The sequence below is a fragment of the Streptomyces sp. NBC_00370 genome (assembly GCF_036084755.1).
Classification (GTDB): domain Bacteria; phylum Actinomycetota; class Actinomycetes; order Streptomycetales; family Streptomycetaceae; genus Streptomyces.
The window spans coordinates 3,378,761-3,404,758 of sequence record NZ_CP107968.1 but is presented as its reverse complement, the minus strand read 5'-3'; the positions used below and the strand labels follow the sequence as shown (position 1 = coordinate 3,404,758).

27 protein-coding genes and 1 tRNA gene are annotated in these 25,998 nt (G+C 70.5%); 10 read left to right on the top strand and 18 right to left on the bottom strand.

The genetic code is table 11. The features are described from left to right. Positions 1-101 precede the first annotated feature (101 nt). Together OHS57_RS15075 and OHS57_RS15070 are read right to left on the bottom strand one after the other, a co-directional pair. A complete protein-coding gene (locus OHS57_RS15075; protein WP_328582267.1) occupies positions 102-2,609 on the bottom strand; it encodes an ABC transporter permease in 2,508 nt (835 codons plus the stop codon). A 51-nt stretch (positions 2,610-2,660) separates the two neighbouring features. Next, positions 2,661-3,431, bottom strand: a complete 771-nt coding sequence (locus OHS57_RS15070; protein WP_041988945.1) for an ABC transporter ATP-binding protein — start codon at positions 3,429-3,431, stop codon at positions 2,661-2,663. 544 nt (positions 3,432-3,975) lie between these two features. On the opposite strand from OHS57_RS15070, the gene OHS57_RS15065 reads away from it, so the two are divergent. Both OHS57_RS15065 and OHS57_RS15060 read left to right on the top strand, forming a co-directional pair. Then, positions 3,976-4,058 (top strand) — tRNA-Leu (locus OHS57_RS15065). 265 nt (positions 4,059-4,323) lie between these two features. Next, complete coding sequence (locus OHS57_RS15060; RefSeq protein ID WP_328582266.1) at positions 4,324-4,848, top strand: hypothetical protein; 525 nt, start codon at positions 4,324-4,326, stop codon at positions 4,846-4,848. Positions 4,849-4,868: 20 nt separating this feature from the next. Here the strand turns inward: OHS57_RS15060 and OHS57_RS15055 are convergent, their stop codons facing one another. The 3 genes from OHS57_RS15055 to cutA all read right to left on the bottom strand — a co-directional run bounded on the left by OHS57_RS15055 (position 4,869) and on the right by cutA (position 6,902). After that, complete coding sequence (locus tag OHS57_RS15055; RefSeq protein WP_328585070.1) at positions 4,869-5,288, bottom strand: ATP-binding protein; 420 nt, start codon at positions 5,286-5,288, stop codon at positions 4,869-4,871. Positions 5,289-5,452: 164 nt separating this feature from the next. Continuing rightward, the gene (locus OHS57_RS15050; RefSeq protein WP_328582265.1) at positions 5,453-6,703 is read right to left on the bottom strand and encodes a helix-turn-helix domain-containing protein; all 1,251 of its coding nucleotides are present in this window, start codon (positions 6,701-6,703) and stop codon (positions 5,453-5,455) included. 43 nt (positions 6,704-6,746) lie between these two features. Then, positions 6,747-6,902, bottom strand: coding sequence for a divalent cation tolerance protein CutA (gene cutA, locus OHS57_RS15045; RefSeq protein ID WP_328582264.1), 156 nt, complete (start codon positions 6,900-6,902; stop codon positions 6,747-6,749). Positions 6,903-7,110: 208 nt separating this feature from the next. Between cutA and OHS57_RS15040 the strand changes: the two genes are divergently transcribed. Together OHS57_RS15040 and OHS57_RS15035 are read left to right on the top strand one after the other, a co-directional pair. Next, complete coding sequence (locus tag OHS57_RS15040) at positions 7,111-7,761, top strand: hypothetical protein (RefSeq protein ID WP_328582263.1); 651 nt, start codon at positions 7,111-7,113, stop codon at positions 7,759-7,761. Positions 7,762-7,963: 202 nt separating this feature from the next. Beyond that, complete coding sequence (locus tag OHS57_RS15035) at positions 7,964-8,866, top strand: UTP--glucose-1-phosphate uridylyltransferase (RefSeq protein WP_328582262.1); 903 nt, start codon at positions 7,964-7,966, stop codon at positions 8,864-8,866. A 34-nt stretch (positions 8,867-8,900) separates the two neighbouring features. Here the strand turns inward: OHS57_RS15035 and OHS57_RS15030 are convergent, their stop codons facing one another. After that, on the bottom strand, positions 8,901-9,449 hold the full coding sequence (locus OHS57_RS15030; protein ID WP_041988952.1) for a glycoside hydrolase family 25 protein: 549 nt from the start codon (positions 9,447-9,449) through the stop codon (positions 8,901-8,903). A gap of 242 nt (positions 9,450-9,691) precedes the next feature. Between OHS57_RS15030 and OHS57_RS15025 the strand changes: the two genes are divergently transcribed. Then, positions 9,692-10,555, top strand: a complete 864-nt coding sequence (locus tag OHS57_RS15025) for a Bax inhibitor-1/YccA family protein (protein WP_328582261.1) — start codon at positions 9,692-9,694, stop codon at positions 10,553-10,555. Between the two features lie 104 nt (positions 10,556-10,659). Here OHS57_RS15025 and OHS57_RS15020 read toward each other — a convergent pair whose 3' ends face one another. Further along, positions 10,660-10,890 (bottom strand): DUF4287 domain-containing protein, encoded by a 231-nt coding sequence (locus tag OHS57_RS15020; protein ID WP_041988955.1) that lies wholly within the window; start codon positions 10,888-10,890, stop codon positions 10,660-10,662. A 103-nt stretch (positions 10,891-10,993) separates the two neighbouring features. On the opposite strand from OHS57_RS15020, the gene OHS57_RS15015 reads away from it, so the two are divergent. After that, positions 10,994-11,314: a hypothetical protein gene (locus OHS57_RS15015; RefSeq protein ID WP_041988957.1), complete on the top strand. Its 321-nt coding sequence runs from the start codon at positions 10,994-10,996 to the stop codon at positions 11,312-11,314. On the opposite strand, the gene OHS57_RS15010 is transcribed toward OHS57_RS15015, so the two are convergent. From OHS57_RS15010 to OHS57_RS15000, 3 genes are all read right to left on the bottom strand, one after another. After that, positions 11,298-12,218 carry a hypothetical protein gene (locus OHS57_RS15010; protein ID WP_328585069.1) on the bottom strand — a complete coding sequence of 307 codons (921 nt, stop codon included), beginning with the start codon at positions 12,216-12,218 and terminating at the stop codon, positions 11,298-11,300. The two genes, OHS57_RS15015 and OHS57_RS15010, sit on opposite strands and share 17 nt — an antisense overlap. Positions 12,219-12,674: 456 nt before the next feature. Then, positions 12,675-13,895, bottom strand: coding sequence for an acetyl-CoA C-acetyltransferase (locus tag OHS57_RS15005; protein WP_328582260.1), 1,221 nt, complete (start codon positions 13,893-13,895; stop codon positions 12,675-12,677). A gap of 249 nt (positions 13,896-14,144) precedes the next feature. Beyond that, positions 14,145-15,137, bottom strand: a complete 993-nt coding sequence (locus tag OHS57_RS15000; RefSeq protein ID WP_328585068.1) for an SGNH/GDSL hydrolase family protein — start codon at positions 15,135-15,137, stop codon at positions 14,145-14,147. 140 nt (positions 15,138-15,277) lie between these two features. Between OHS57_RS15000 and OHS57_RS14995 the strand changes: the two genes are divergently transcribed. Next, positions 15,278-16,675 carry a cystathionine beta-synthase gene (locus tag OHS57_RS14995; RefSeq protein ID WP_328582259.1) on the top strand — a complete coding sequence of 466 codons (1,398 nt, stop codon included), beginning with the start codon at positions 15,278-15,280 and terminating at the stop codon, positions 16,673-16,675. Positions 16,676-16,949: 274 nt separating this feature from the next. On the opposite strand, the gene OHS57_RS14990 is transcribed toward OHS57_RS14995, so the two are convergent. The 5 genes from OHS57_RS14990 to OHS57_RS14970 form a co-directional block, all read right to left on the bottom strand. Next, entirely contained in the window at positions 16,950-17,369 is a 420-nt protein-coding gene (locus OHS57_RS14990; protein WP_041988967.1) for a hypothetical protein, read from the bottom strand. An 82-nt stretch (positions 17,370-17,451) separates the two neighbouring features. Continuing rightward, the gene (locus OHS57_RS14985) at positions 17,452-18,387 is read right to left on the bottom strand and encodes an ABC transporter substrate-binding protein (RefSeq protein WP_328585067.1); all 936 of its coding nucleotides are present in this window, start codon (positions 18,385-18,387) and stop codon (positions 17,452-17,454) included. Between the two features lie 23 nt (positions 18,388-18,410). Continuing rightward, positions 18,411-19,076, bottom strand: a complete 666-nt coding sequence (locus OHS57_RS14980; RefSeq protein ID WP_041988969.1) for an ABC transporter permease — start codon at positions 19,074-19,076, stop codon at positions 18,411-18,413. 6 nt (positions 19,077-19,082) lie between these two features. Then, on the bottom strand, positions 19,083-19,742 hold the full coding sequence (locus OHS57_RS14975) for an ABC transporter permease (RefSeq protein WP_041988971.1): 660 nt from the start codon (positions 19,740-19,742) through the stop codon (positions 19,083-19,085). Then, positions 19,739-20,890, bottom strand: a complete 1,152-nt coding sequence (locus OHS57_RS14970; protein WP_328582258.1) for an ABC transporter ATP-binding protein — start codon at positions 20,888-20,890, stop codon at positions 19,739-19,741. Before OHS57_RS14970 ends, OHS57_RS14975 begins: the two co-directional genes overlap by 4 nt. A 141-nt stretch (positions 20,891-21,031) precedes the next feature. Here OHS57_RS14970 and OHS57_RS14965 point away from each other — a divergent pair, with 141 nt between their 5' ends. From OHS57_RS14965 to OHS57_RS14955, 3 genes are all read left to right on the top strand, one after another. Further along, entirely contained in the window at positions 21,032-22,564 is a 1,533-nt protein-coding gene (locus OHS57_RS14965; RefSeq protein ID WP_328582257.1) for an aromatic amino acid ammonia-lyase, read from the top strand. After that, entirely contained in the window at positions 22,561-23,400 is an 840-nt protein-coding gene (locus tag OHS57_RS14960; RefSeq protein WP_041988977.1) for a MurR/RpiR family transcriptional regulator, read from the top strand. Before OHS57_RS14965 ends, OHS57_RS14960 begins: the two co-directional genes overlap by 4 nt. 115 nt (positions 23,401-23,515) lie before the next feature. Continuing rightward, positions 23,516-24,097, top strand: a complete 582-nt coding sequence (locus tag OHS57_RS14955; RefSeq protein ID WP_328582256.1) for a hypothetical protein — start codon at positions 23,516-23,518, stop codon at positions 24,095-24,097. Between the two features lie 51 nt (positions 24,098-24,148). On the opposite strand, the gene OHS57_RS14950 is transcribed toward OHS57_RS14955, so the two are convergent. The 3 genes from OHS57_RS14950 to OHS57_RS14940 form a co-directional block, all read right to left on the bottom strand. Beyond that, positions 24,149-24,523 carry a hypothetical protein gene (locus OHS57_RS14950; RefSeq protein WP_041988980.1) on the bottom strand — a complete coding sequence of 125 codons (375 nt, stop codon included), beginning with the start codon at positions 24,521-24,523 and terminating at the stop codon, positions 24,149-24,151. Between the two features lie 120 nt (positions 24,524-24,643). Continuing rightward, a complete protein-coding gene (locus tag OHS57_RS14945; RefSeq protein ID WP_078863934.1) occupies positions 24,644-25,078 on the bottom strand; it encodes a roadblock/LC7 domain-containing protein in 435 nt (144 codons plus the stop codon). Positions 25,079-25,184: 106 nt separating this feature from the next. Then, positions 25,185-25,928, bottom strand: coding sequence for a transcriptional regulator (locus OHS57_RS14940; RefSeq protein ID WP_328585066.1), 744 nt, complete (start codon positions 25,926-25,928; stop codon positions 25,185-25,187). Positions 25,929-25,998 lie beyond the last annotated feature (70 nt).

The window sequence follows — 25,998 nt, the reverse complement described above, 5'->3', positions numbered from 1 at the left end:
TCTTCCGTGCCGCACCGGGCCCCGCGGCAGAGCTGCCGCGGGGCCCGGTCGTCCGGTGATCCGGTGATCCGGTGACGTGTCACTCGGCTGATCCTGTGATGTCACTCGGCCTTGATCGCCGTCAGTATGTTCAGCCGGGCGGCGCTGCGGGCCGGCCACATCGCGGCCAGCACCCCCACCAGCGCGGCCAGCACCAGGAAGATCCCGATCCGGTCCCAGGGCAGGACCAGCGCGTAGCCCGGCACCGAACTCTTGATCGTCTGGCCGATCGCCCAGGCCAGGAAGGTCCCGAGCGCCACACCGACCACCGCGCCGAACACCGAGATCACCACGGCTTCGAGACGGATCATCCGCTTCGTCCTGCGCCGGTCCAGGCCGATGGCGCGCAGCATCCCGATCTCCTGCTGCCGCTCGAAGACCGACATCGCCAGGGTGTTGATCACGCCGAGCACCGCGATGAGCAGGGCCATCGCCAGCAGCCCGTACATGATGTTCAGGGCCGTGTTGATCAGACCCCCGAAGCTGTTCCTGATGTCCTGCCGGTCCATGACGCTGATCGCCGGGTTGTCGCCGAGCGCGTCCACCAGCGCCTGTTCGTGCGCCGCGCTCGCGCCGCCCTCGCTCTTGATCCAGACCTCGCGGATGTCCGGGGTCTTCTCGTGCGGGGCGAGCAGTTCGCCCGACATCAGCAGCGGCGAGAGGAACTCGTTGTTCTTGAATGTCGCGCCGACCTTCAGCCTGGCCGAAGCGCCGTCGTCGTACCGCACCGGCACGATGTCGCCGACCTTCCAGCCGTTGGACTTCGCGGTCTTCGTGGCCACCGCGATCTGTCCGTCGCCGAGCGTGTCCAGCGAGCCGTTGACTGAGGTCAGGTTGAAGACCTTGGTGATGTCACCGGGGGTGACCCCGGAGACCGAGTGGTCCTTGCCCTTGACCGACACGTCGGCGGCCTGCTGCGGCGACACGGCCTCGATGCCCGGCGCCTTGCGCAGCGCGGTCACCGCCGAGCTGTCCAGCGCGTCGCCGCTCGCCATCGTCACCATGTAGTCGGCGCTGATGTTGTCGGTGGTCATCTTGTCCACGGCCTGGCCCAGGGTCACCCCGAGCACGGTGAGCCCGGTGACCAGGGTGAGCCCGATGGCCAGCGCGGAAGCGGTCGCTCCGGTACGCCGGGGGTTACGGACGGCGTTCTGGCTCGCCAGCTTCCCCGAGACTCCGGAGACCCGCCGCAGGAACGGCCGTACGAGCGCGATGAAGGGGCGCGAGAGCAGCGGGATCAGCACGATGATCCCGATCAGCGTCAGGAAGGCGCCGAGCCCGATCAGGGCCCTGCCGTCACTTCCGGCGGCGGCCCCGGCCATCACCGCGGCACCGCCGAGCAGCGTCAGCACCGCGCCGAAGGAGTTGCGCACGACGAGGGACTTGGTGGTGGCGACACCGTGCACGCTGCTCATGGCGGCGACCGGCGGGATCTTCGCCGCACGCCTGGCCGGCAGCCAGGCGGCGAGGAGGGTGATCAGCACCCCTACCCCGAAGGCGGCCAGGACCGAGTACGGCGAGACCACCAGCGGACCGGCCGGCACCTTCGCACCGGTGGCACCCATCGCGCCGCGCAGCCCGACCGCCATCGCGACGCCGAGGCCGAAGCCGATGACCGAGGCGACCACGCCGACCACGCCGGCCTCGGCGAGCACCGAGCGCTTGACCTGCTTGCGGGAGGCGCCGACGGCGCGCAGCAGCGCCAGTTCCTTGGTGCGCTGGGCGACCAGCATGGTGAAGGTGTTGGAGATCAGGAAGATGCCAACGAACAGGGCGATACCGGCGAAGGCCAGCAGCATCGTGTTGAGCCCGGAGAGGCCGCTCTTGATGTCGGCCGCCTGGTCGTCGGCGAGCTGGGTGCCGGTCTGGGCGTCGGCACCGTCCGGCAGGACCGCTTTGACCTCGGACAGGACCCGCGTGTCGGAGGCGCCGGGCGCCGCGACGACCGTCAGGTCCTTGAAGTGGCCCGGCGTCAGGTAGAGCCGCTGCGCGGTGTCCGTGTCGAAGAGGACGAGGCTGCCGCCTGCGCTGACCGCGCCGTCCTCGGTGTCGAAGATCCCGGAGAGGGCGTACTCCTTCACCGGGCCGTTGGTCGCGACCCGCACCCGGTCACCGACGTGGTACTCGCCCTTGTCGGCGGTCGCCTTGTCGAGAGCGATCTGGCCGCCCTTGGCGGGGCCGCCGCCGTCGGTGAAGTCGTACGACGGGTCCTTGCCGTTCTTGTCGGGTGCGAAGTTGGCCCCGGTGTTGGACCAGCCGTTGCCGATGAGCTTGCCGTCCTTGTCGGCGACCCCGGCGAAGCCGTCGACCCGGCCTGTGACGGTGGTGACACCGCCTGCCGCCTCGATCTTCTCGACGGTCCGGGTGTCGATGCCCGTGTCGTCGGTCGAGGAGACGGCGACGGAGACGTCCTTGTAGCTCTTCGACGTCTGGTTCTGGAAGGCGCGGCCGAGGGTGTCGGTGAAGACGAGGGTGCCGGAGACGAAGGCCACGCCGAGCATCACGGCGAGCACCGTCATCAGCAGCCTGGCCTTGTGCGCGAGCACGGTGCGCAGGGCGGTACGGAGCATGAGGGGTTCCCGAGGTCAAGTAGAAGAGGGCGAGGGGACGGTGACGGAACGTCAGCTCGTACGGCCCTTGGCGTCGAACGCCTTCATCCGGTCCAGCACCCCGTCGGCGCCGGGGGCGAGCATGTCGTCGACGACCCGGCCGTCGGCGAGGAAGATCACCCGGTCCGCGTAGGCGGCGGCGCTCGCGTCGTGCGTCACCATGACCACGGTCTGGCCCAGCTCACGCACGGAGTTGCGGAGGAAGCCGAGGACTTCGGCGCCGGAGCGCGAGTCCAGGTTCCCGGTCGGCTCGTCACCGAAGATGATCTCCGGCTGGGACGCCAGCGCGCGGGCGACGGCGACCCGCTGCTGCTGACCGCCGGAGAGCTGGGTGGGCCGGTGGCTCAGCCGGTCGGAGAGACCGATCATGGCGATGACCTGATCCAGCCACTGCCGGTCGGGCTTGCGGCCAGCGATGTCCATGGGGAGGGTGATGTTCTCCAGGGCGGTCAGCGTCGGCAGCAGGTTGAACGCCTGGAAGATGAAGCCGATCTTGTCCCGGCGCAACTGCGTGAGCTGCTTGTCCTTGAGGGACCCCAGCTCGGTGTCGCCGAGCTGTACGGATCCGCTGCTGAAGCTGTCCAGGCCGGCGACGCAGTGCATCAGCGTCGACTTGCCCGATCCTGAGGGGCCCATGATCGCGGTGAACTCCCCCTGGCGGAAGTCCACACTGACCCGGTCGAGCGCCACCACCTGGGTCTCGCCGGTGCCGTAGACCTTCGAGAGGTCGGTGGCACGCGCGGCGACGGCGACGGTGCGGTGGGCGAGCGGCATGGTGGTCACGGGAAACGCTCCTGAGGTGGGGGCTGCGCTGGCCATCTCATCGTCGCGTCGCCCGGCTCGCGGATCGTCACCCACGATGCCCGTTCCGGTGGCCATCTTTCGTCTGATGCCGGAGCCGCCGGCCTCCTCCTCCGGTATGACACGGGCCGGCCGACGCCTTGACGGGTCGGTTCTGGCCAAGACTGCACGCAAGTTCGAGCGCGCTCCCGCTCAGAGGTCACGCCTTCGGCACCCCCCGGGCGCCCCCCTTCCGCACCCCGTTCCACCGTCGTCCGGCGCGCCCCCGCAAATCACGACAACGACGCGCGTCAACAGCCGGGCAACGACAAGGAGTGATGCGCTTTGCGTAACCGCACGGCGACTTTTCGTCATTCCCGTACCGCCCGGTACGGGATCATCTGCCGCCTGTGGCATGTGCCGATGGCTAGTTCCAGGGGCTGACACACCCTCAGACGTCAATAAAATAAGACAAGATCGGGTTACCGCCCCGCAGTTCGGCCGCGGCATCCCGATAGGCTCGTGTGCCAACGCGGACACGCGCCACGCCCGGGTGGTGGAATGCAGACACGACGAGCTTAAACCTCGTTGCCCCTCGCGGGCGTGCCGGTTCAAGTCCGGCTCCGGGCACCTCGCTGGCCAAGACCCTGAGCTGCAAGGACGCCACACAACACCCCGCACGGTGGGCGCCCGCGGCCCCGCCGGGGCCCCACGCGGTTGACGTCACACCGCAGCCGCTTTCGCGGGCACGGAAGAACCACCGGGGAAAGATCATCGCCGCGGCGCTCAATTGCCCGCCGACAGAAGTCGAAGCGACGAATGCCCCCACCGGATGTCGCCATTCAAGCCCGACACCCGCCCCGCCCGCCCGTCCGAGTGTGGATAGCGTGCGGCCATGACCGATCGCGCGGAGCTGCCGCTGCTCTTCCTGGACGTGGACGGCACGCTCCTGCCCTACGGCGGCGCCCGGCTTCCGGCGGCGCTCGACGAGTGGGACGCGTGGCAGCACGTGTCGAACCCCCAACTGGCCAAGATCGACCTTGCACACGGGCCACGACTGCTGGCGTTGCCCTGTGCGCTGGTGTGGGCCACCGCGTGGATGGGTGACGCCAACGAGGTGATCGCGCCGCTGCTCGGGCTGCCCGAACTGCCCGTGGCCGAGCTACCGGCCGCGCCGGAAGAGGACGCCCCGGACCTGCCGCACTGGAAGACCCGGGCACTCGTCCACCTCGCCGCCGGGCGCCCGTTCATCTGGGTCGACGACGAGATCAGCGATCTGGACCGGGCCTGGGTGACGAGACACCACCCGGGACCGGCACTTCTCCACCGAGTGGATTCCCTGACCGGTCTCCTCGCCACCGACTTCGCGGTGCTCGGCGACTGGCTGCGCGACGGCCGGATCCGGGCGCGGCGGCGCTGAGGGGGCGGCCGGGGCTTGGTCTATGAGCGGGGGCTCCTGGTCGGCCGGTCGTGTCCTGGCCGGCTGCCGTCTGCGCAGACCGCCCACACGAGCTTGCCGACGCCCGCGCGGGCGCTCACTCCCCAGCGGCCGGCGGTGAGGGCGTCCACGAGCGTCAGGCCGCGTCCGGAGTCGTCGTCGGCGGACGGTTCGCGGCGTTCGGGTTTGGTCTCGTTGGCGTCGTGGACCTCGATGCGTACGGCGTCGGTCAGATGCTCGTAGCGCGTCTCGATCAGACGCCCGCCGGGGACGCGAGCGTGCCGCACGCTGTTGGTCAGCAGCTCGGAGAGAACCAGCTCGGCGGAGTCGGCGAGGTGGGTCAGGTCCCAGGCGGTCAGGTGCTGGAGCAGCAAGTGCCGTGCCTTGCCGACCGATCGGGGGCTGTTCGGCCAGCGCTTCACCACCAGGGCGGGGCGGTCTTCGCCGGGGGGTAATGGGGCGGTGGCTGTCCCGCTCGGGTGGAGGTGCGGCTGACGTGGTCTCATGTCGGTCACGCTACGAATCCGCCCGGTCACACCCCAGTGGCGGGCGGTACCACTTCCTGGATCAGGTAGGACGCCAAGTCCTACCGCATGAGGCCGAGTCGGTCGGCCAGTCCCAGTACGACCGTGTCCCGGCGGGACGCGCGCCCCCGTAGCTCCTCGACTAGGCGGCGCGAAGTGGAGTGGTAGCGCATCCACTCGGGTGCGTCCTGTTCGGCCCGTAGCAACGCGCGGGCGGACGCGCGGTCTTGGCCGAGGTCGCTGTGGGCGAGAGCCCGGTCGACGTGGAAGCGCGCCCGCCAGGTGGGCGGCAGTGAACCGAGATCGGGGATGGTGCGGGCCGCTCTGACGGCCTCCTCGGCCTTCTCCATCTCGACAAGGAAGTTGACCCTGGCGATGCCCGCGTTCGTCGGCCCGAACGGTGTGGTGCCGACGAGGATGTCCTCGCCCATGCTCTCCGCCGCGCCCTTCGCGAGACGCAGCAGGTCCGTCACGGCGTCGTGCTTCTCCTGCCGTACCGCAGCCGTCGCGGCACGCAGCAACAAGACACCCCACAGCGCCAGATCGGTCTGCGACGACCGGAACCCGGGCTCGATCTTCTCGGCACGGGCGAGCGCGACCCGCTCGGCGTCGGCCAGCCGCCCCTGCTTCGTGAAGACCCACGACAGGGTCGAAGCGGCGAGGGTTTCCAGCGACGGGTCGTCGCAGTGGCGGATCGCCGCGAGGGAACGCTCCATCGCGGTGAACGCGGCGTCCTCTTTACCGAGGGCTGTGAGGGTGGTCGCCGCGACCTGGTAGGCAACGGCCAGAACCGAGTTGGCCACCGCGGCGTCGGCGCCCGTGTACGCGTGCGCCGCCGCGCGGGCGTCCCGGATGAGCTGCGGCAGCAGTGCGCCGATCTCGCCCATGCGGCCCTCGCGGCGGATGCTTTCCGTCGACTCCAGGGCCAGCCGCAGCGCCGCGATGCTGGGCACGTCCTCGGGGTCGGCGTCACCGCCCAGCAGATCGGCGACCGGGGACACGGCCTCCCGGAGAGCCAGGACGGACGGCAGGCCGTCGTCCGGCCCGTCGTTGGTCTCGAAGGTGCCGGGCTGGCCCACGAGATAACTCGGCTCGGTGTCCAGCGCACCCGCGAGGGCGTTGATGCTGGTCAGCCGAGCTGTCTTCCGCCGGCCCTGCTCCAGCTTGCGAATGACATCGACGGACAGGTCCGCCCGCTCGGCCAGCTCTTCCTGCGTCAGGCCGCGCCGCCGGCGCAGCTCCGCGATGCGGTCGCCCATGCCCGACTCGTTCGTGATGCCCACCGCCACCCCCGCCAGAAGGTTGTCGGTCAACGGTACTGCGGGCCGGTGCGGTCTCTCCGGTGAAGTGACCTGCTCACTCCGGCGCGGTGTTCGTCGCCACCCAGCTGAGGCACTTCTCCGAGCCGTTCACGATCGGGACCGCGCTCACCTCCGGGCTGTCCCACGGGTGATGCTCCAACAGGTGGGCTTCCAGGGCGGTGGCCGTGGACACCTGCACGAGGTCAGTCATGACGGGACTTTATCCACCAGGCCACGCCCGAAGGCCGGCCCCGGCCGACCTCGCCGTGTCCTCCCGCGCCGGTACCCCGCCATTGGCTGAACTTCGCCCTCCTGTATATTCCCGTGGCGTCACCAAGTACCGGTGATACGGGGCGAGTCCGGGGAATCCTTCACTGACCGGGAGGGTGGGCTCGCATTGACTTCGGGGGTTTTGCGCTATGCGTGTCCGTATATTCCTGCCTGCCGCTGTGGCATTGGCGGCGGGGTCCATGCTTCTCGTCGGCTGTGGTCCCGAGGACGACGATTCGGGTGCTGCCGAGCAGACTTCCTCGGCTCCTGTCTCCTCGCCGAGTGACGACAGCGCCGGGGCCGAGAGCCCGGCGGCTTCCGCTTCGGCCGCTGGTGGCGGCGGTGCCGCGGCCGGTGATCCTGTCGCGGTGAACAAGTCGTTCACCGATGACGTGATGGGCGAAAAGGCCACCGTCATCAAGTATGTGAGCGGGTATCAGCCGTCCGCCGCGGCGAAAAGCAAGTACTCGGCGCTGGCCGACGAGCAGGTTGTCCTGGTCAACGTGAAAGTGACGGCGAGTGCGAAGTACTACGACTCGTTCGGAGCCGATTCCTTCTATTTGACGGATACGCCCAACGGGATCGACCAGGCGAGCACGTCGATCCTTGAGGACGAACTCAAGAAGGCCGGATATCCGCCACTCGACGACGCCGAGACGGGGAAGACCACGACCGGCTGGGTCGCGTTCACGCCGGGTACGGAGCTGGACCACTTCGTCCTGCGGTACAAGCGCCTCGCCGCCACTACGTCGGACGGCAAGGACATCCCCGCGAAGAACTTCGACACACCGCTGGGCTGACGGCCGGCGGGCCGGGGCTCGTCGGGGCGGGGGCTCGTCGGGTCCCCGCCCCGGGCGGTACGTGACCGGAATCCGCGGGGAACACCCGGGGAACACCGTACGAACACGGGTGCCTCGCTTCGAAGACCCGCGCGGGTCATTGGTAGCGTCAGACAGGTCCCGCCGACCGGTGTGGTGCGCGCCCCCGAATCGAGAGAGTGGCATGGCCCCGACGATCCGCAGAGCAGTCATCCCCGCGGCCGGCCTCGGCTCCCGCCTCCTCCCGCTGACGAAGTCGACGCCGAAAGAGATGCTTCCGGTCGGTGACAAGCCCGTCATCGAGCACACCGTCAGGGAGCTGGTGGCCTCCGGCATCACCGACATCACCATCGTCGTCTCCGGCGGCAAGGGCCTGATCCAGGACCACTTCCGGCCCAACCCCGGCCTCGTCACGCAGCTGCGCGCCGACGGCAAGGACGCCTACGCGGACGCCGTCGAGGAGGTCGGTGAGCTGTCCAGGCTCGGGCACATCACCTACCTCGACCAGCACGGCCCGTACGGCAACGGCACCCCAGTCCTCAACGCCGCCCGTAACTTCGGCGACGAGCCGATGCTGGTGCTCTGGCCCGACGACGTGTTCGTCGCCGACGTACCCCGCGCACAGCAGCTCATCCGGGCGTACGAGGCGACGAACTGCCCCGTGCTCGCCCTGATGCCGATGGACCCCGCCGACTCGCAGCGCTACGGCGTGCCCGTCGTCAAGGAGGACCTCGACGACGGGCTGCTGCGGATCACCGGCCTCGTCGAGAAGCCGAAACCGCAGGACGCGCCGTCGGCGTTCGCCGCCATCGGCGGCTACGTCATCACGCCCGGCATCATCGACGAGCTGCGCGAACAGACCAAGCGCTGGAAGGAACACCGCACCGGCGAGATCTACCTGACCGACGCCATCAACGCGTACGCGGGCAGCCGCGCCGTGTACGGCCAGGTCATCCAGGGCCGTTGGTACGACACCGGCAACCCGCTCGCGTATCTCACCGCCCAGTTCGCCGCCGCGCTCGCCGACCCCGAGTACGGCCCGCATCTGCGCCGACTGGCCCAGGAGCTCGACCACCCGCAGGCGTAGGACGCAGGCGTAGCACGCCGCGGGTGGCCCGCCGTTACTTCTCCGCCCAGGCGCGCAGCGCCGCCTTGTCGGCGAACGCGCCGCGGTTCGTGTCCAGCGGCTCGTCCGTGTACTGGTGGAAGAGCCACTTGGCCTGGATGCGCGGCTTGCCCGCCGTCACATAGTCGGCGATCCACAGCGCGTCGCCGGCCTGGCTCGTCGTGTCGCGGTTCAGCCAGTAGTCGCGGTTGCAGTACAACCCGACGCGATGGGTCGAGCCGCGCAGCCGTTTCACCTCCGCCAGGAACTGGTCCTTCGCGGAGTTCGAGACGTCCGGATCCTCCCAGTCGGCGAACAGCGGATCGCCCTGCACGGAAGCGGCCTGCTCGACGAAGTACGCGGCCTGCGCCTTCACGTTGCCGGACCGCAGGAAGTGGTAGAAACCGACCACGCAGCCCGCTTTGCGGGCGTGCGCGGCTTGCGCTGTCATCTTCGGGTTCGTGTACGTCGTGCCTTCGGTGGCCTTGACGAACACGAAGGCGAGCCCCGCCGTGCTGAAGGTCGAGGTCTGGTACGACGCGACGTCCACGCCTTTGACTGTCATCTGAGGGTGCCTCCAGAGGGATGCAGTAGTCCCGCTCTCCGGTTGCCCGCGTCAGTCCCTGTCTACGCCTGTGACCCGTGTCGCACAGGTGTCGTAAGCGGTATGCGCGGGGAACAGGAGGGACACACGAGGGACGGCGACGTCACGATCTCGGAAAGATCCTCCCCGAGCACTAGGGCGTCCGCTTTGCTCTCGCATTACTCTTGTGCCAAGGCCGCGCAAGGTGGCCATGAAGGAGTGAGATGAGGAGCAGCAACCCGGTCTTCTCGCGACGGGGCTTCAGCCGCGACAACGGCTATGCGGGCTTCAATGCGGCGCCGCAGGCCGGGGGCCAAGCCGTAGGGGCCAACCCGTACGCCACGAACCCTTACGCCCCGCAGCAGGGCGCCCAGGTCGGTGACCCGCAGGCGCCGCCGCGCTCGGGTGCCATGACGATCGACGACGTGGTGGCGCGTACCGCCATGACGCTCGGCACGGTCGCCCTGACGGCGGTCCTCTCGTGGGTCCTGATCCCCGTCGACAGCGGAAGCCTCGGCAAGTCGTACGGCATCGCCATCGGCGCCGCCCTGGTGGCGTTCGTCTTCGCGATGATCCAGTCGTTCAAGCGCAAGCCCGTTCCGGCGGTCATCCTTGCCTACGCGGCCTTCGAGGGCGTCTTCCTCGGAGTGATCAGCAACACGGTCTCCACGTACATCTCCCCGGGGGTGGTGGCCCAGGCCGTGCTCGGCACGCTGGCGGTCTTCGCCGGTGTGCTGATCGCCTACAAGATGCGCTGGATCCGCGTCACGCGCCGGTTCTACGGCTTCGTGATGGCGGCGGCCATGGGCTTCCTGCTGCTCATGGTGGTCAACCTGCTCTTCGCGGCCTTCGGCGGCGGTGACGGTCTCGGCTTCCGCAGCGGCGGTCTCGGCATCCTGTTCGGCATCATCGGCATCGTGCTCGGCGCGTGCTTCCTGGCGCTCGACTTCAAGCAGGTCGAGGACGGCGTGGCGTACGGCGCTCCGCGCGAGGAGTCGTGGCTGGCGGCCTTCGGCCTGACGGTCACTCTGGTGTGGATCTACCTGGAGGCGCTGCGGCTGCTGTCGCTGCTCCAGGGCAACAATTGATGTAGTGCCGGACCCGAGGTATCGAGAGGGGCCCGTGGACGACACGTCCACGGGCCCCTTCTCGTTCGTCGGGAGTCCGGGGGGTCCGGGGGTTGAGGCCAGGGTCAGCCGAAGCGGCGGGCGGCCCGGCGCAGGTCGTATTCGTGGACGATCGCCTTCGCGTGGCCGTAGGCGAGGTCGTGTTCGCTCCTCAGCCAGCTCACCTTCTCCTCGAAGCGGAAAAGGGCCGGTCCTTCGTCGACCGTGCGGAGCCAGTCGGACACTTCACGACCGGTGCAGTGCGGGATGCGCGAGAGCAGGTTGCGATGGGTCTCTTCGGAAAACACAAGGGACATCGGCGCCTCCGGATACGTTGCGCGTACTGGTGGTCCTGCACGCCACCGTGCCTGAGCGGCGGCCTGTTGGCAACAGTCCCGGAAGGGCGCGTAGGGTCGCGGCGTGCTCGATACCACGCCCCTGACGGCCGCAGTCGACCGATTCGCCGACCGGCTGCGGTCGGCCCCGCAGAGCAGGCTGCAGCGTGGCGCGGCGGCCGAGGCGCTCGCGCTGGCGAGGGAACTCGCCGTACGCGCCCAGCGTCTTGAGGCCCCCGGAACCGAGCCGCTGATCATGCCGGACGCGGGGGTCTTCGCGGTCGCCGACCAGGTCACCGTGGCCGCGGGCGATCTGGCCGAAGCACTGCGAACGGCCCCGTCCGTGGAGGAACTGGACGAGGCCGTGAGGCTGGTGGAGCGGACCGTGGTCAGAGCGAAGCTATGACCCGGTCGGCCAGGATGTAGACATGCTCGCCGTCGTCGGCGCCGGCCGCAGCGGCCGATCCGTCCGCGCCGCACGCGAACGTGAGTGCGTACGCTCCCGAGACGCCCGAGCCGCCGAGCAGGTACGGCGCGGCGCCGCCGCGCAGGGCGTCGGCGAGCCGCTCGGCGGTCTCCCGGTGGCCCGGCGTCATGCAGAGCGTCGTGCCGTCGGCGAAGACGTACACGTCGAGCGTGCCGAGCGGTCCCGGGCGCACGTCGGCGAGTGCCGTACGGGTCGCCGCCAGCTCTTCGAGCCGGGCGACGGTGCGCTCGTGGTCGGTGACGACCGGGGTCTGCACCGGCACGAAGTCCGGGTGCGAGGGGTGCCGGCGGCGGGCGGCGGCCAGCTCGGGCGAGTCCTCGGCGAACTCGCTCGCCTCGCGTATCTCGGTGATCTCACTGACCTCGGAGAGGTCCGGGTCGGCGAATCCGCCCAGCTCGGGGAAGTCGTCGTACGCCTCGGCCGCGTCGAGATCCAGCGACTCAAGGCCGACGAAGTCCGCCTGGCGCGGCACGTAGAACGGTCCGGCGAAGGGGTTCTCCTCGATCGGGGCGCCCGAGAGGCCGCCCAGCATCGACGGTGCGTCGGCGGCGTCGCGCGCCTCCTGCGCGGCCCAGAAGGCCCGCGCCTCGGCGAGCTCACGCTCGCGCTCCTCCGCCAGGGCTTCCGCCACGGCGGTGCGTATGTCGTCGGTCGGTGTGCCTGCCGTTCTGGCCTGCGGTACGGAGGCGCTCAGCCCGCCGGGGTTCGCCGCCAGTTCGCTGCGCAGCGCTGTGACCTGACGACGCAGCCCGTGAGCGGCGTGCAGGGCGGCAGCGCCCACGGCCGTGGCGGCGGCCGTGGTCAGCAGCAGGGCTAGAGACATGGCGCTCACTGACTACTCCCGATTCGGATCGATCCCCCGACTTCCTACATCAGCTTCGCGTGTGCCTGCACCGCTCGTCAGTGCATTACGTCACGAACCGGACAGGTCTTTGTGCCTTTGTCGGGCCCCCGTCATGGCTTTGACCTGCACAGACGAATCTCCCCCAGGGACAGGTCACATCCTGGGGGAGATTGAGTCACGGCTGAAGCTCGGTGCGGTTGACGGGGCGGACGGTCACTTTGGGTGCATCAGTGGTCAGCTGAGGCGTACGCATCCTTGGTCGCGCTGAGCTTCGCGACCGCTGCGGGCAGGTGGCGCCTTCGTCCCTCAGGCACCCCCTACCCTTCGCTACCGCTCAGCTCAGCCGCACGTGTTCCTTGGTCGCGCTGAGCTTCGCGACCGCTGCGGGCAGGTGGCGCCTTCGTCCCTCAGGCACCCCCTACCCTTCGCTACCGCTCAGCTCAGCCGCTCGATCACCATGGCCATCCCCTGGCCGCCACCCACGCACATCGTCTCCAGGCCGAACTGCTTGTCGTGGAACTGGAGGCTGTTGATCAGCGTGCCGGTGATGCGGGCGCCCGTCATGCCGAAGGGGTGGCCGACGGCGATGGCGCCGCCGTTCACGTTCAGCTTCTCCAGCGGGATGCCCAGGTCGCGGTAGGACGGGATCACCTGCGCGGCGAACGCCTCGTTGATCTCGACCAGGTCGATGTCGTCCACGGTCAGACCGGCGCGGGAGAGCGCCTGGCGGGACGCCTCGACCGGGCCGTACCCCATGACCTCGGGCGACAGGCCGGTGACGCCGGTGGAGACGATCCGGGCCAGCGGGGTCAGGCCCAGCTCGCGCGCCTTCGTGTCGGACATGATGACCAGCGCGGCGGCGCCGTCGTTGAGCGGGCAGCAGTTGCCCGCCGTGACCCGGCCGTCCGGGCGGAAGACCGGCTTGAGGCCCTGTACGCCCTCCAGGGTGACCCCCGCGCGCGGTCCGTCGTCCGCCGCCACCACCGAGCCGTCCGGGGTCGTCACAGGCGTGATCTCGCGCTGCCAGAAGCCGTTCTTGATGGCCTCCTCCGCGAGGTTCTGGGACCGTACGCCGAACTCGTCCATGTCCTCGCGGGTGACGCCCTTGAGCCGGGCCAGGTTCTCGGCGGTCTGGCCCATCGCGATGTACGCGTCGGGCACCAGACCGTCCTCGCGCGGGTCGTGCCAGCTGTCGGCGCCGCTCCCTGCGACCGCGGCCGTGCGCGCCTCGGCGTCGGCGAACAGCGGGTTGTGGGTGTCCGGCATCCCGTCGCTCGACCCCTTGACCGAGCGGGACACCATCTCGACGCCCGCCGAGATGAAGACGTCGCCCTCGCCCGCCTTGATGGCGTGCAGCGCCATCCGGGAGGTCTGGAGCGACGAGGAACAGTAGCGGGTGATCGTGCAGCCGGGCAGATGGTCCATCCCCATCTGGACGGCGACGATCCGGCCGAGGTTGTGGCCCTGCTCGCCGCCCGGCAGTCCGCAGCCGAGCATCAGGTCGTCGATGTCGGCCGGGTCCAGCTCGGGCACCTTGGCCAGTGCGGCCTGGATGATCGTGGCGGTCAGGTCGTCCGGCCTCAGCTCCTTGAGCGAGCCCTTGAAAGCGCGGCCGATGGGGGAGCGGGCGGCGGAAACGATCACGGCTTCGGGCATCACGGCTCCAGAGGGGAGAAGGCTGACTCAGTGGGAAGTTACCCGCACGTAGGGCCGGGGTCACCGGACCGGACGTGTGATGCGGGCCTCTTTTCTAAGCGCTTGCTCACTCGATTGTGCACCCACTGTGCAACCGCACCGGTGTACCCACACCGGTCTGTGCCACCGCACCGCGTGACCGGCCCGCGCGACCGGCCCGCGCGGCCGGGCCACCCGCCCGTCCGGCCCGCTCAAGCCGCCCCGGTCCGCTCAGGCCGGGCGTACCTGCGTCGTCGCCGTCGCCTCCTCGTCCGCCGGGGACGCCAGATGGCGGCGCCTGCGGTGCTTCAGCAGCGCCCACGGCGCCCGTACGCCGGTGACCTCCGTACCCGCCTGGGCGGCCGCGGCGGACGCCGCCTTGGCGACCGGCAGCACGTCCTCGTCGCGCGTGACGTCCAGCTGGTCCGTCTCCGGCCACAGGCCGAGCACCGCGCAGAGCGAGGGCAGCACGGCCATCGCGGCCGTCGCGTACCCCTCGGCCGAGGGGTGGAAATTGTCCGGGCCGAACAGCTCCCTCGGATGCGCCTCGAACTCGGGGCCCAGCAGGTCGCCGAGCGAGACCGTACGGCCGCCCTGCTCGACCGTCACGATCGTCTGCGCCGCCGCCAGCTGCCGGCTCGCCCGCCGGGCCAGCCAGCGCAGCGGCTGGTACACCGGCTCGACCGTGCCCAGGTCGGGGCAGGTGCCGACGACGACCTCCGCGCCGGCCGTACGCAGCCTCCGTACCGCGGCCGACAGCAGGCGGACGGACTCGGTGGCAGGCATCCGGTGCGTGACATCGTTGGCGCCGATCATGATCACGCAGACATCGGGGATCCGGGCCGGATCGGCGAGCAGCAGCGAGATCTGCCGGTCCAGATCGTCCGACCTGGCTCCGGGCAGTGCCACGTTCCACAGGTCCACGGGCCGCTCGGCCACGGCGGCGAGCCCCGACGCCAGCAGCGCCCCCGGCGTCTGTCCGGCGCGCCGTACGCCCTGGCCCGCCGCCAGCGAATCGCCGAGCATGCTCATCCGGACGGGCTCCATCGACCCGAACAGCGCCCCGTACCAGCCGTCCGCGCTGGGCGGTACGGGAGCGACCCCGCCGCCCACCGACCGCTTCGCCAGCTGGACCTCCGCCAGCAGCACACCCATGCCCGCCGCCCCGATCAGACCGATGCTTCCGCCGCCGTAAGCCGCGCCCGCAGCGATCCGCCGTGCCACTCTCGCCCTTGACACAGTCCGAGCCACCTCCTCCTCGCCCGCACGTACACCAGCTAACTGCCCCGAAAGGACTCTCACCCAATCCCGTCCCGCTACGCATACGCTGGCCGGACCATCACGGAGACCCCGGAGATAAAACGGTGCAATTCCACAACTCGATGATCAGTCTTGTTGGCAATACCCCGCTGTTGAAACTGAACAGCGTGACCGCGGGCATTCAGGCGACAGTCCTGGCCAAGGTCGAGTACTTCAACCCCGGCGGTTCGGTGAAGGACCGGATCGCGCTGCGCATGATCGAGGCGGCGGAGCAGAGCGGTGAGCTGCCCCCCGGGGGCACCATCGTGGAACCGACGAGCGGCAACACGGGCGTCGGGCTGGCCATCGTGGCCCAGCAGAAGGGCTACAAGTGCGTCTTCGTCTGCCCTGACAAGGTGTCGACCGACAAGATCAATGTGATGCGGGCCTACGGCGCCGAGGTCGTCGTCTGCCCCACCGCTGTCGACCCCAGCCACCCGGACTCGTACTACAACGTCTCCGACCGGCTGGTCCGCGAGACGCCGAACGCCTGGAAGCCGGACCAGTACAGCAACCCGAACAACCCTCGCTCGCACTACGAGACGACAGGTCCCGAACTGTGGGACCAGACGGAAGGGAAAATCACCCATTTCGTCGCAGGCGTCGGCACGGGCGGCACGATCTCGGGCACCGGCCGCTATCTCAAGGAGATCAGCGACGGGCAGGTCCGCGTCGTCGGCGCCGACCCCGAGGGCTCGGTCTACTCGGGCGGCTCGGGCCGGCCGTACCTGGTCGAGGGCGTCGGTGAGGACTTCTGGCCGAGCGCGTACGACCGTACGGTCACGGACGAGATCATCGCCGTCTCCGACAAGGACTCCTTCCAGATGACGCGCCGGCTGGCCAAGGAGGAGGGCCTGCTCGTCGGCGGCTCCTGCGGCATGGCCGTCGTGGCGGCGCTGAAGGTGGCGGAGGGGCTCGGCCCCGACGACGTCGTAGTGGTGCTGCTGCCCGACAGCGGGCGCGGCTACCTCAGCAAGATCTTCAACGACGAGTGGATGAACGACTACGGCTTCCTGGACCACGGCGGCGACGCCGCGGCCGTGGTGGACGTGCTCAAGCACAAGGAGGGCGGCACGATCCCGCACCTCGTCCACATGCACCCGGAGGAGACGGTCGGCGAGGCGATCGAGGTGCTGCGCGAGTACGGCGTGTCCCAGATGCCCATCGTGAAGCCGGGCGCGGGACATCCGGACGTGATGGCCGCCGAGGTGATCGGCTCGGTCGTGGAGAAGGAACTCCTCGACGCGCTGTTCACCCAGCGCGCCTCGCTCACCGACCCGCTGGACAAGCACATGTCGCAGCCGCTTCCGCAGGTCGGCTCGGGTGAGCCGGTCGCGGACCTGATGTCGGCGCTGAGCGGTCCCGAGGGCGCCGACGCGGCGATCGTCCTGGTGGAGGGCAAGCCGACAGGGGTCGTGAGCAGGCAGGATCTGCTCGCGTTCCTCTCCACAGGTGTGAAATGAGCTGTGAATAACAGCTGGTTTCGCGGGTTCGCGAGAGTGGTACGAGCGCGACACGTCCACGCAGCATGGGCTTAACACGCGTCAGGCACATTGGTCGTTGTCGGCGTCAAGGACAACGGAGCGGCTCCCGGACCTCCTCGACGCCAGGACACGACCTCCGGCCCTGGCCCGGACCGTGTCGCTTACGCGGGGACCGCCGTCGTCCCGCCCCCCGGTAACGGGGGTGCGGCGGTCCCCGCGTTCTTCTTTTGCCCGTCGTCGGCGCCTGGGCGGCTCAGTCCTCCCAGTCGGACTTCTCGCCGTGCCGCCTGCGCGCCCAGGGCACCCCGCGGTGCGCGTACACCACGTTCACCCCGCAGATGCCGGCCCAGGCCACGATCAGACCGGGCAGATCGGCGTTCACGGCGGCTATGGCGGAGAGCGGGATCGCCAGGATCAGCGAGATGATCCCGAATCCGAAGCGCTCGCCGAACCCCTCGCCCGACGAGGCGGGCGGCCGGGGGCCACGGGCGACGACCATCTGCTGTTCGGCGAGCTGACGCCGGACGCGCTGGTCGACCACGCCGTCCAGCCGCTGCTCGACCTTCTCCAGGAACGACTCGATGAGGGCGGGCTCGTACTCGGCGCCCAGCTCGCTGCGGGCCTGGAGGTGGGCGTCGAGTTCCTTCTTGAGCTCAGGGTCGCGGGCTTCCATAGGCGTAACCGTACGAAGGAGAGCGCGTTCCGTGCAGTGGTGCTAACCCCCCTCTTCGCGCTGAGGCAGGCTCCAGCGCCCGTTATTTCTTCGTCAGGCCGTGGGCCTTCGCCCACTCGTTCGCGACGTCGTCCGGGTCCTTCTTGTCCTTGTCGACCTTGCTGTTGAGCGCGGTGAGGTCCTTCGTCGTCAGCGTGTTGCCGAGCCGCGCCAGCGCCTTGCGCACGGTCGAGTCGGCCTTGCGGTCGGCGATCAGCGGGACGACGCGCTGCGCGGGTATCAGATGCTTGGGGTCGCTCAGCGGCACCCACCCCTCGGACGCGATGTCGGTGTCGGTGGTGAAGAGGTTGGCGATGTCGATGTCGCCCTTCTTCAGCGCGCCCTTGACCAGCGGCCCGTCCGAGTCGAGGGACTTGAACTCCTTCAGCTCCACGCCGTACACGTCCTTCAGCCCGACCACCCCCACCTGACGGGTCTTCATCTCGGCCGCGGCGCCCAGCACCAGCTTCCCGTTGTGCTTCGCCAGGTCGGCGAGCGACTTCAGCCCGTACTTGGCGGCGGTCTCGCGGGTCACGGCAAAGGTGTCGGCGTCCTCGGCGACCCCGTACGGCAGGACCTGCAGACCGGCCGGGAGCGCCAGCGTCAGGGCGTTCTGCATCTCGCCCGCCTCGCTCGCCGTGGACTTCTTGTCGAGGTAGAGCAGCAGCGAGCCCTGGTACTCGGGGAGCAGATCGATGTCCCCGCCCCTGAGCGCGGGGATCAGGATCTCGCGGGTGCCGAGGTTGGGGCGGACGGTCGTCTTGACGCCCGCCGCGCCGAGCACGGCCGCGTAGAGATAGCCGAGGATCTGGTTCTCGGTGAAGTTGGCGGTTCCGATGACGAGTCCGCCGGAGCTGGAGCCGCCGCCGGCGGTGCCGCCCCCTCCGCCGTCGAGCGAGGTGATGCCGCTGCTGCACGCGGCGAGTGCGGGTACGGACGCGGCGGCGAGCATCCCGCCGAGCAGCGCCCTGCGGTTCATGGACGAGGTCATGGGGGTTCTCCTCATGAGGCGGTGCGGTGACGGAAGAGGACGCGCTGGAGTCCGGAGAGGGCCAGGTCGAGGACGACGGCGACGACCGCGACCAGCACGGCGCCGCCCAGCACCTGGACGAGGTCGCGCTGGGCCAGGCCGTCGAAGACGTACCGGCCGAGCCCGCCGAAGCTGACGTACGCGGCGATGGTCGCCGTCGCCACCACCTGGATCAGCGCGAGCCGCAGCCCGGTCATGATCAGGGGGAGCGCCAGCGGGATCTCGACGCGCAGCAGGACCTGGTGGCCGCGCATGCCCTGGCCGCGCGCGGCGTCCCGTACCTCCGGGTCGACGGCGGTCATGCCCGCGTACGTGTTGGTCACGATGGACGGCACGGCGAGCGCGACCAGCGCGACGTACACCGGCAGCATCGACAGGCCGCCGGCCAGGAAGACCAGGACGACCAGACCGACGGTGGGCAGGGCGCGGCCGAACGAGGACAGGTTGATGGCGAGGAAGGCGCCGCGTCCGGTGTGCCCGATGAGCAGGCCGACCGGCAGCGCGATGACGGCGGCGATCAGCGTCGCCAGCAGGGAGTACTGGAGGTGTTCGGCGAGCCGGTGGCCGATGCCGTCGGCCCCTGACCACTGATCGCCGGAGACCAGCCAGTGGGCGAGGTTCTTGAAGAGTTCGTACATGGCGGGTCAGGCCCTCCCGTCCGCTGCGTGCCGCCGCCTGGTCCAGGGGGTGAGCAGGTACTGCACACCGACCAGCAGCGCGTCGGCGACCAGGGCGAGCAGCAGGGTCAGCACGACACCGGCGATCACGGGGGTGGCGAAGTCGCGCTGGAAGCCGTCGGTGAAGAGCTGGCCGAGGCCGCCGTCACCGATGTACGTGGCGACGCTGACGAGCGAGATGGACATGACGGTCGCGATCCGCACCCCCGCCATGATCACGGGCAGGGCGAGCGGCAGCTCCACGGTCAGCAGCATCCGCAGCGGGCGGGTGCCCATGGCGACGGCCGCCTCGCGGGTCCTGGCCGGTACGGCGTCCAGGCCCTCGACGGTGTTCCGCAGCAGCACGACGAGCGTGTAGATCGTCAGGCCGATGACGGTCGTGGTGCGGGTGAGCCCGGAGACCGGGAGCAGCAGGACGAACACGGCGATGGACGGGATCGTGAACAGGACGTTGGAGAGCCCGAGCAGGAAGCCGCGCAGCGGGCGTACCCGGTGCGCGAGGACGGCCAGCGGCAGCGAGATGACCAGGCCGAAGAAGACGGCGCTGAGGGCCGCTTCGAGATGGGAGACGCTGAGGGTGGTGAGATCGCTCGCGTGGTCGGATATCCACGCCCACTCGATGGTCATACGGCGGCGTCCCCGGCCGGTTCCGCGACCGGTACGGCCGCGCTCCCGCCGCCCGCGGCCTTCGCCGCCTCGCGGTGTCTGCTGCCCGCGTGGGTGTGGACCGTCTCGCGCGAGGTGACGCCCGTCAGCACCCCGGCCGCGTCGACGCGCGCCACCAGACCCGCGGGCGCGGCTATCGACTCGTTCAGCGCCGCGAGCAGGGTGTCCGTGTCGCGCAGCGGACGCACCGGGCCCAGCGGGGCCGCACCGGCCGGCTCGCCGCGTACCGCGGTGCCGGGGTCGAGCCAGCCGAGCGGCTCGCCGGCCGCCGATATGACCAGATGCGGTCCGGTGCCGGGCAGCGGCGCGGGCTCGTCGGCCCGTACGGTCGTGGCGCGCTGCTGCGGTACGCCGTCGAGGGTGACGAGCGACAGCAGCTTCAGCTCGCGTTCGGCGCCGAGGAAGCCGGCGACGAACTCGTCCGCCGGGCTCGCCAGCAGCTCGGCGGGTTCGGCGCACTGCACCATGTGGCCGCCGGTGCGGAAGACGGCTATCCGGTCACCGAGCCGTACCGCCTCGTCGATGTCGTGGGTGACGAAGACGATCGTCTTGTGCAGGTCCTTCTGCAGCCGCAGCAGCTCGTCCTGGAGCTGGGTGCGCACCACGGGGTCGACGGCGCCGAACGGCTCGTCCATCAGCAGCACCGGCGGGTCGGCGGCGAGCGCCCTGGCCACGCCGACGCGCTGCTGCTGACCGCCGGAGAGCTGGTGCGGGTAGCGCTTGCCCGAATCGGCCGTGAGACCGACCCGCTCCAGCAGCTCGGCGGCGCGGGCGCGGGACTTCTTGCGGCCCCAGCCCAGCAGCAGCGGCACGGTCGCGATGTTGTCGAGGACCGTGCGGTGCGGGAAGAGCCCCGACTGCTGGATGACGTAGCCGATGCCGCGCCGCAGTTCGGCGGCGTCCTGGCGCAGCACGTCCTTGCCGCCGAGCGTGATGGTGCCGGACGTCGGGTCCACCATTCGGTTGATCATGCGCAGGGTCGTCGTCTTGCCGCAGCCGGAGGAGCCGACCAGCACCGTGACCTCGCCGTCCGGCATGTCCAGGGTGAGGTCGTGAACCGCCGTGGTGCCGCCCGGGAACCGTTTGTTCACCGCGTCGAATTTGATCATCACTCGTCCCTTGCCGGGTTTGCATATGGTCATGCAGAGTTCTGGGTGACTGAATAGATTGTCAATGCCCCGAGGTAAAAGGCTGATGACGATCGGCCGAAGGGCAAGACGCACTGTCCGCAGAAGGAGGTATTCACCTATATGTCGTCCCACCTGATGGACACATCGGCCGGTACCACAGCCGTGGTCGTGCTGGACGGACAGAGCCTCCCGGTCGCCGATGTCGTACGCCTCGCAGAGGGCGCAGCCCGACCCGTACCCGGCTCCGCCGCCATGAAGCGTGTCGAACGCAGCTGGCATGCCGCACGTGAGCTCGCGGCGTCCGGCCGGGTGTACGGACGCTCCACCGGCGTCGGCGCCAACCGCACCGAATCCGTACTCACCGGAGCGGCGGCCGACCACGGACTGCGACTGCTGCGCAGCCACGCCGGGGCCATCGGCGAACAGCTGCCCGCCCGTGAGGTCCGCGCGATGCTCGCCGTCCGCGCCAACCAGCTCCTCGCCGGCGGCGCCGGGCTGCGGCCCACCGTCGTCACCGCGCTGTGCGAGGCCATGGAGAGCGGCGCCTATCCGCTCGTCAACGAATTCGGCTCCGTCGGCACCGGTGACATCGCCGCCCTCGCCCAACTGGGCCTCGCGCTCGTCGGCGAACACCCCTGGCAGGGCGGCCCCGCCCCGCAGGCCCAGCCCCTCGACAACAACGACGCGCTCGCCCTCATCAGCAGCAACGCCCTGACGCTCGGTCAGTCCGCCCTTGCGCTCGCCGAGTTGAGCAAGCTGGTCGCCGCCACCGAACTCGTCGCCGCGCTCTCGCTGCTGGCCGTCGACGGCTCGTACGAGGCGTACGCGGAGCCCGTGCACGCCGCGCGCCCGCACCCCGGTTCGTACGCCGTCGCCGCGGACATGCGCCGTATCCTCGGCGCCCCCGACCGGCCGGGACCGCCGCTCGGCCGGATCCAGGACCCGTACGGCTTCCGCTGCGTCCCGCAGATCCACGGCCCGGCGCGCGACGCGGCCGACGCGCTGGAGGACGTGCTGGCCGTCGAGATCAACGCGGCGGCCGAGAACCCGCTGATCATGGCCGGGACCGAGCGCGACCCGATCCCGGCCGCCTACCACCACGGCGGCTTCTACCTCGCCCAACTCGCCCTCGCGCTCGACCACTTCAGACTCTCACTGGTGCAGATCGCCCGGCTCTCCACCTCCCGGCTCTCCGCGCTGAACGAACCCGCCTTCACCCGGCTGCGGCCCTTCCTCGCCGACCCTGAACCTGCCGGGTCCGGCGTGATGATCCTGGAGTACGCGGCCGGCGCGGCCCTCGGCGACCTGCGCGCCTACTCGGCGCCCGCCTCGCTCGGCCATGCCGTACTGTCCCGGGGCGTGGAGGAGCAGGCCAGCTTCGCCTCGCTGGCCGCGCGGCAGACCCTGCGGGCCACTCACGCGTACCGGCTCGTCGTCGGCTGCGAACTCGTCGCCGCCGTAAGGGCCCTGCGGATGCGCGGCCTGCGCCCCGCCGAATCGCTGCCGGTCGGCAGGGCCTTCGCGCTGGCCGAAGCCGTACTCGACGACACGCTCGCCGACCGGCCGCTGACCGACGACGTCACCCGCGCCGCGGCGCTGCTCGACCAGTTCCCCCAGCTGACGACGGATGAGAAGACCAGGTGGATCGCATGAGCGACAGCTCGGCCGCCCGACTGCAACAGCTCTTCGAGGGCCACCGGCTCACCCCCACCCAGCGGCGCATCGCGCACAGCATGGTGCGCAGGGCCGCCGAGGTGCCGTTCCTTTCGAGCGTCGAACTGGCCGACCTCGCCGGGGTCAGCCAGCCCTCCGTCACCCGGTTCGCCGTCGCGCTCGGCTTCGACGGCTATCCCGCGCTCCGCCGCCACCTCCGGGAGGTCGTACCGGCCGGGCCCGCCGCCGACCGGGAGGCCACGTACAACGAGTACCAGCAGGCCGTGCAGGGCGAGATCGAGAATCTGCGCAGGCTCGCCGAACTGCTCGCCGACCCTGCTTTGGTGGAGCGGGCGGGACGGCTGCTCGCCGCCTCCGCCGCGCTGCCGGTCCTCGGCCTGCGCGCCGCGTCCTCACAGGCGCGCGGCTTCGCGTACTTCGCCGCCAAGGTCCACCCCGACGTACGGCTGCTGGACGAGGGCGGCACGATGCTGACCGACCGGATCGACGCCGCCAGACGGGCCGGCGCGAGCGCGCTGCTCTGCTTCGCCCTGCCACGCCATCCGCGGGAGGTCGTGGAGGCGCTGGCGTACGCGCGCTCGACGGGGCTGACGGTGATCACCGTCGCCGACTCGGCGTTCGCGCCCGTGGCCGGCCACAGCGATCTGCTGATCCCGGCGGCCGTCGGCACCGGCCTCGCCTTCGACACGGCGTGCGCGCCGATGCTGCTGGGGCGGGTGCTGCTGGAGGCGATGTGCGACGACCTGCCGCAGGCGCAGGCGCGGTTGGAGGAGTTCGACGCGGGGGCGGCGGCGCGCGGACTGTTCGTCGACTGACGCCGCCCGGTCTGTCCGTCGACTGATGGCGCTCTCAGAGAATGCTCAGAGAAAGTTCAGAGAGCGCTATTAATCTCCCCGCCACGTCGAGACGTCGAGGCGGAGGAGACAGATCGTGGGGCGGGCGGGACGCGGCGGGCAGTCGCTGGTGCGGGTGGCGGTGATCGTACGGGCGGGCGCGGCTCCCCTGTGGTGGCTGGGGGTGGCGGCGGCCGGGCTGGGGCTGCTGGTCCCGGGTCTGACCGGCCGCAGGGTCGGGGTGTACGCGGGCGCCGCGCTGTTCGTGGTGTGCGCGGGCGCCGTGCTGCTGATCAGACGCGGCAGGTACACCGCCTGGGCCGGACGGGCCTCGCGGGCGGGGAAGTTCGACTACCTCCAGGACCGGGCCGTGACCCTGCGGAACTGGCGCAAGGCCCATCGGTGGTGGCTGGCCGGCGGGTTCGTCGCCGCGCTGGCGAGCGCCTTCGCCGTACCCGGGGCCGGTGGCGGGATGCTGGCGGGCGCCGGTGTCGGGTTGTGGCTCAAGACGGCCTGGCTGGGCCGGCTGGAGCGCCGCGACGACGCGCTGCTGTGGGTACGTACCGACTGGGCGGGGTCGGGGCGCCCGGTCGGCAAGCAGGTCAAGGGGTACCGGACGACGGGGGTCGGCGCCGGCGACGCCGTGCCCGGTGGGGCACGGCGCCGCGCCGGCCGGTGAGGCCGTAGCCACCGAGGCCGTGGCTGGTGAGGCCCTGGCCGTCGGAGCTGTTCAGACTTCCAGCTCGTTCTCGATCTTCCCGAGCTGGTGCCGGGCCATCGCCAGGTTCGCCCGGCTCTTGTCCAGCGCCAGATAGAGGAACAGGCCGTTGTTCCCGCGGCCCTTGAGCAGCCGGATCAGGTGGTACTGGGTGCCGAGGGTGATCAGGATGTCCTCGATCTCCTCCTTGAGGCCGAGCATCTCCATGGTGCGGACCTTGGCGCGCACCACGTCCGTGTTGCCCGCTGCCGCCACCGTCAGATCCAGGTCCTTGCCGCCGCCGACCGTGCCGAGCGCCATACCGCTCGTGTAGTCGACGAGGGCGGCCCCCAGGGCGCCGTCGATGGTGGTGGTGGCTTCCTTGAGGGCGGCTTCTGTGTTCGCCATGAATGTCGCACTGCCTTTCCGTCTGGTGGATGCCCGGGACGGCCGGGCTGTTCGGGTGGGAGCTGACGCGGGGGGTTGGGAGGGCGTGGAGGGTGTCGGTGGGGCGGGAGGAGTCATGGGTCAGGCGTTCTCCAATCGGTCGAGGGCGCCGTCGACCAGCTCGCCGATGCGGGCGCTCGACCTGCGGGCCTCCAGATGGAGCCGGCCCACATTGATGCGTGGCTCGGCCAGGAGCGTCAGGACCGCCGTCGAGCCCGCCGCGTACGTGGCGACGTAACCCAGCTCGCCACGGACGAGCAGCTCGCGGAAGCCGCCCTGTCCCGTGGTCTCGGTCAGCCGCTGCGCGACGCCCAGGGCCGCCGCGGTCAGCGCGGCCACGCTCTCGGCCTCGGTGCCGGCCGTCTCCTGGGCGAGTACGAGGCCGTCGGCGCTCGCCGCGAGTGCGCCGGTGAGCTGGGGGAGCCGGGCCCTCAGCCGTCTCAGTTCGCCGAGTACGTCGGCTTCCGCGGTCATCAGCTGTCTCCTCTCGGCACGCTGCCGCAGGGTGCGCCTCATGACGGCGTCGCTGCTGTTTCGGCGGGGCATGCCGGGTCCTTGGAGCATGCGGGGTCCTTGGGGCTCGCCGGGTCGGGGGGACACGCCGTGTCATCGGGGCGGGCGGTCACAGGCTTGCCTCCAGGGCGTCGCGTAGCCGGCGTAACAGGGCGATGTCCGGGTCGGCGGAGAGCGTCGCGACCCAGGAGGGAACCGTCCCCGGTGAGGTGGTCACCGGTTCGTCGGGAGTGTCGACCAGACCGGCCGCCGCCAGCCTGCGTACGTCGAGGAGGGTGTGGAAGGCCGGCCTGCCCAGCGTCCAGGCGATGGCCGCCGGGGTCCGCACCCCGTCGGCCAGCTCCAGCAGGGCGCGCTGCCTGCGGGTGACCAGCTGCCCGGGGGCGGGGCCGCGCGCCACGACGGGTGCGGTGTCGACGGCCGCGTACGGCCAGACCTGGTCGAGGAGTTCGCGGCGGCGCAGCGTCTCGCGTTCGACGGCGGCGGCCGCCACGGGCCGTACCGTACCCATCCAGTGCGCGACGCCGTAGCGGAACCTGGTGGGTCCGCTGCCCGGCGCGAGCGCGAAGAACGCCGCGTCGAAGAGCGCGCCGAGATGGCAGATCTCCAGCTCGCCGCCGCCGATCCGGCCGCTGTCGACGAGATATCTGCCGACCTCGCGGCGGGCGCCCGCCTGGTCGACCGCCTCTTCCCAGCCCGACCGGGCGAGCCGCCCGCCCGCGGTCAGCAGGACGTCGATACCGGGCGCCGACGGGCTCTCGGCGTGGACGACGAGTCCGTCGACGAGATAGAGCGTGCCGTGGTCGCGCAGCAGCGCGCCGGTGGCCCGCTCGTCCGCGAGCCGCAGGAGCATGGGGGAGACGGTGGAACTTGCCGTGGCCGTCGAGGTGTTCGGCGCTGCGGTGTTCGGCGCGGCGGCGGTG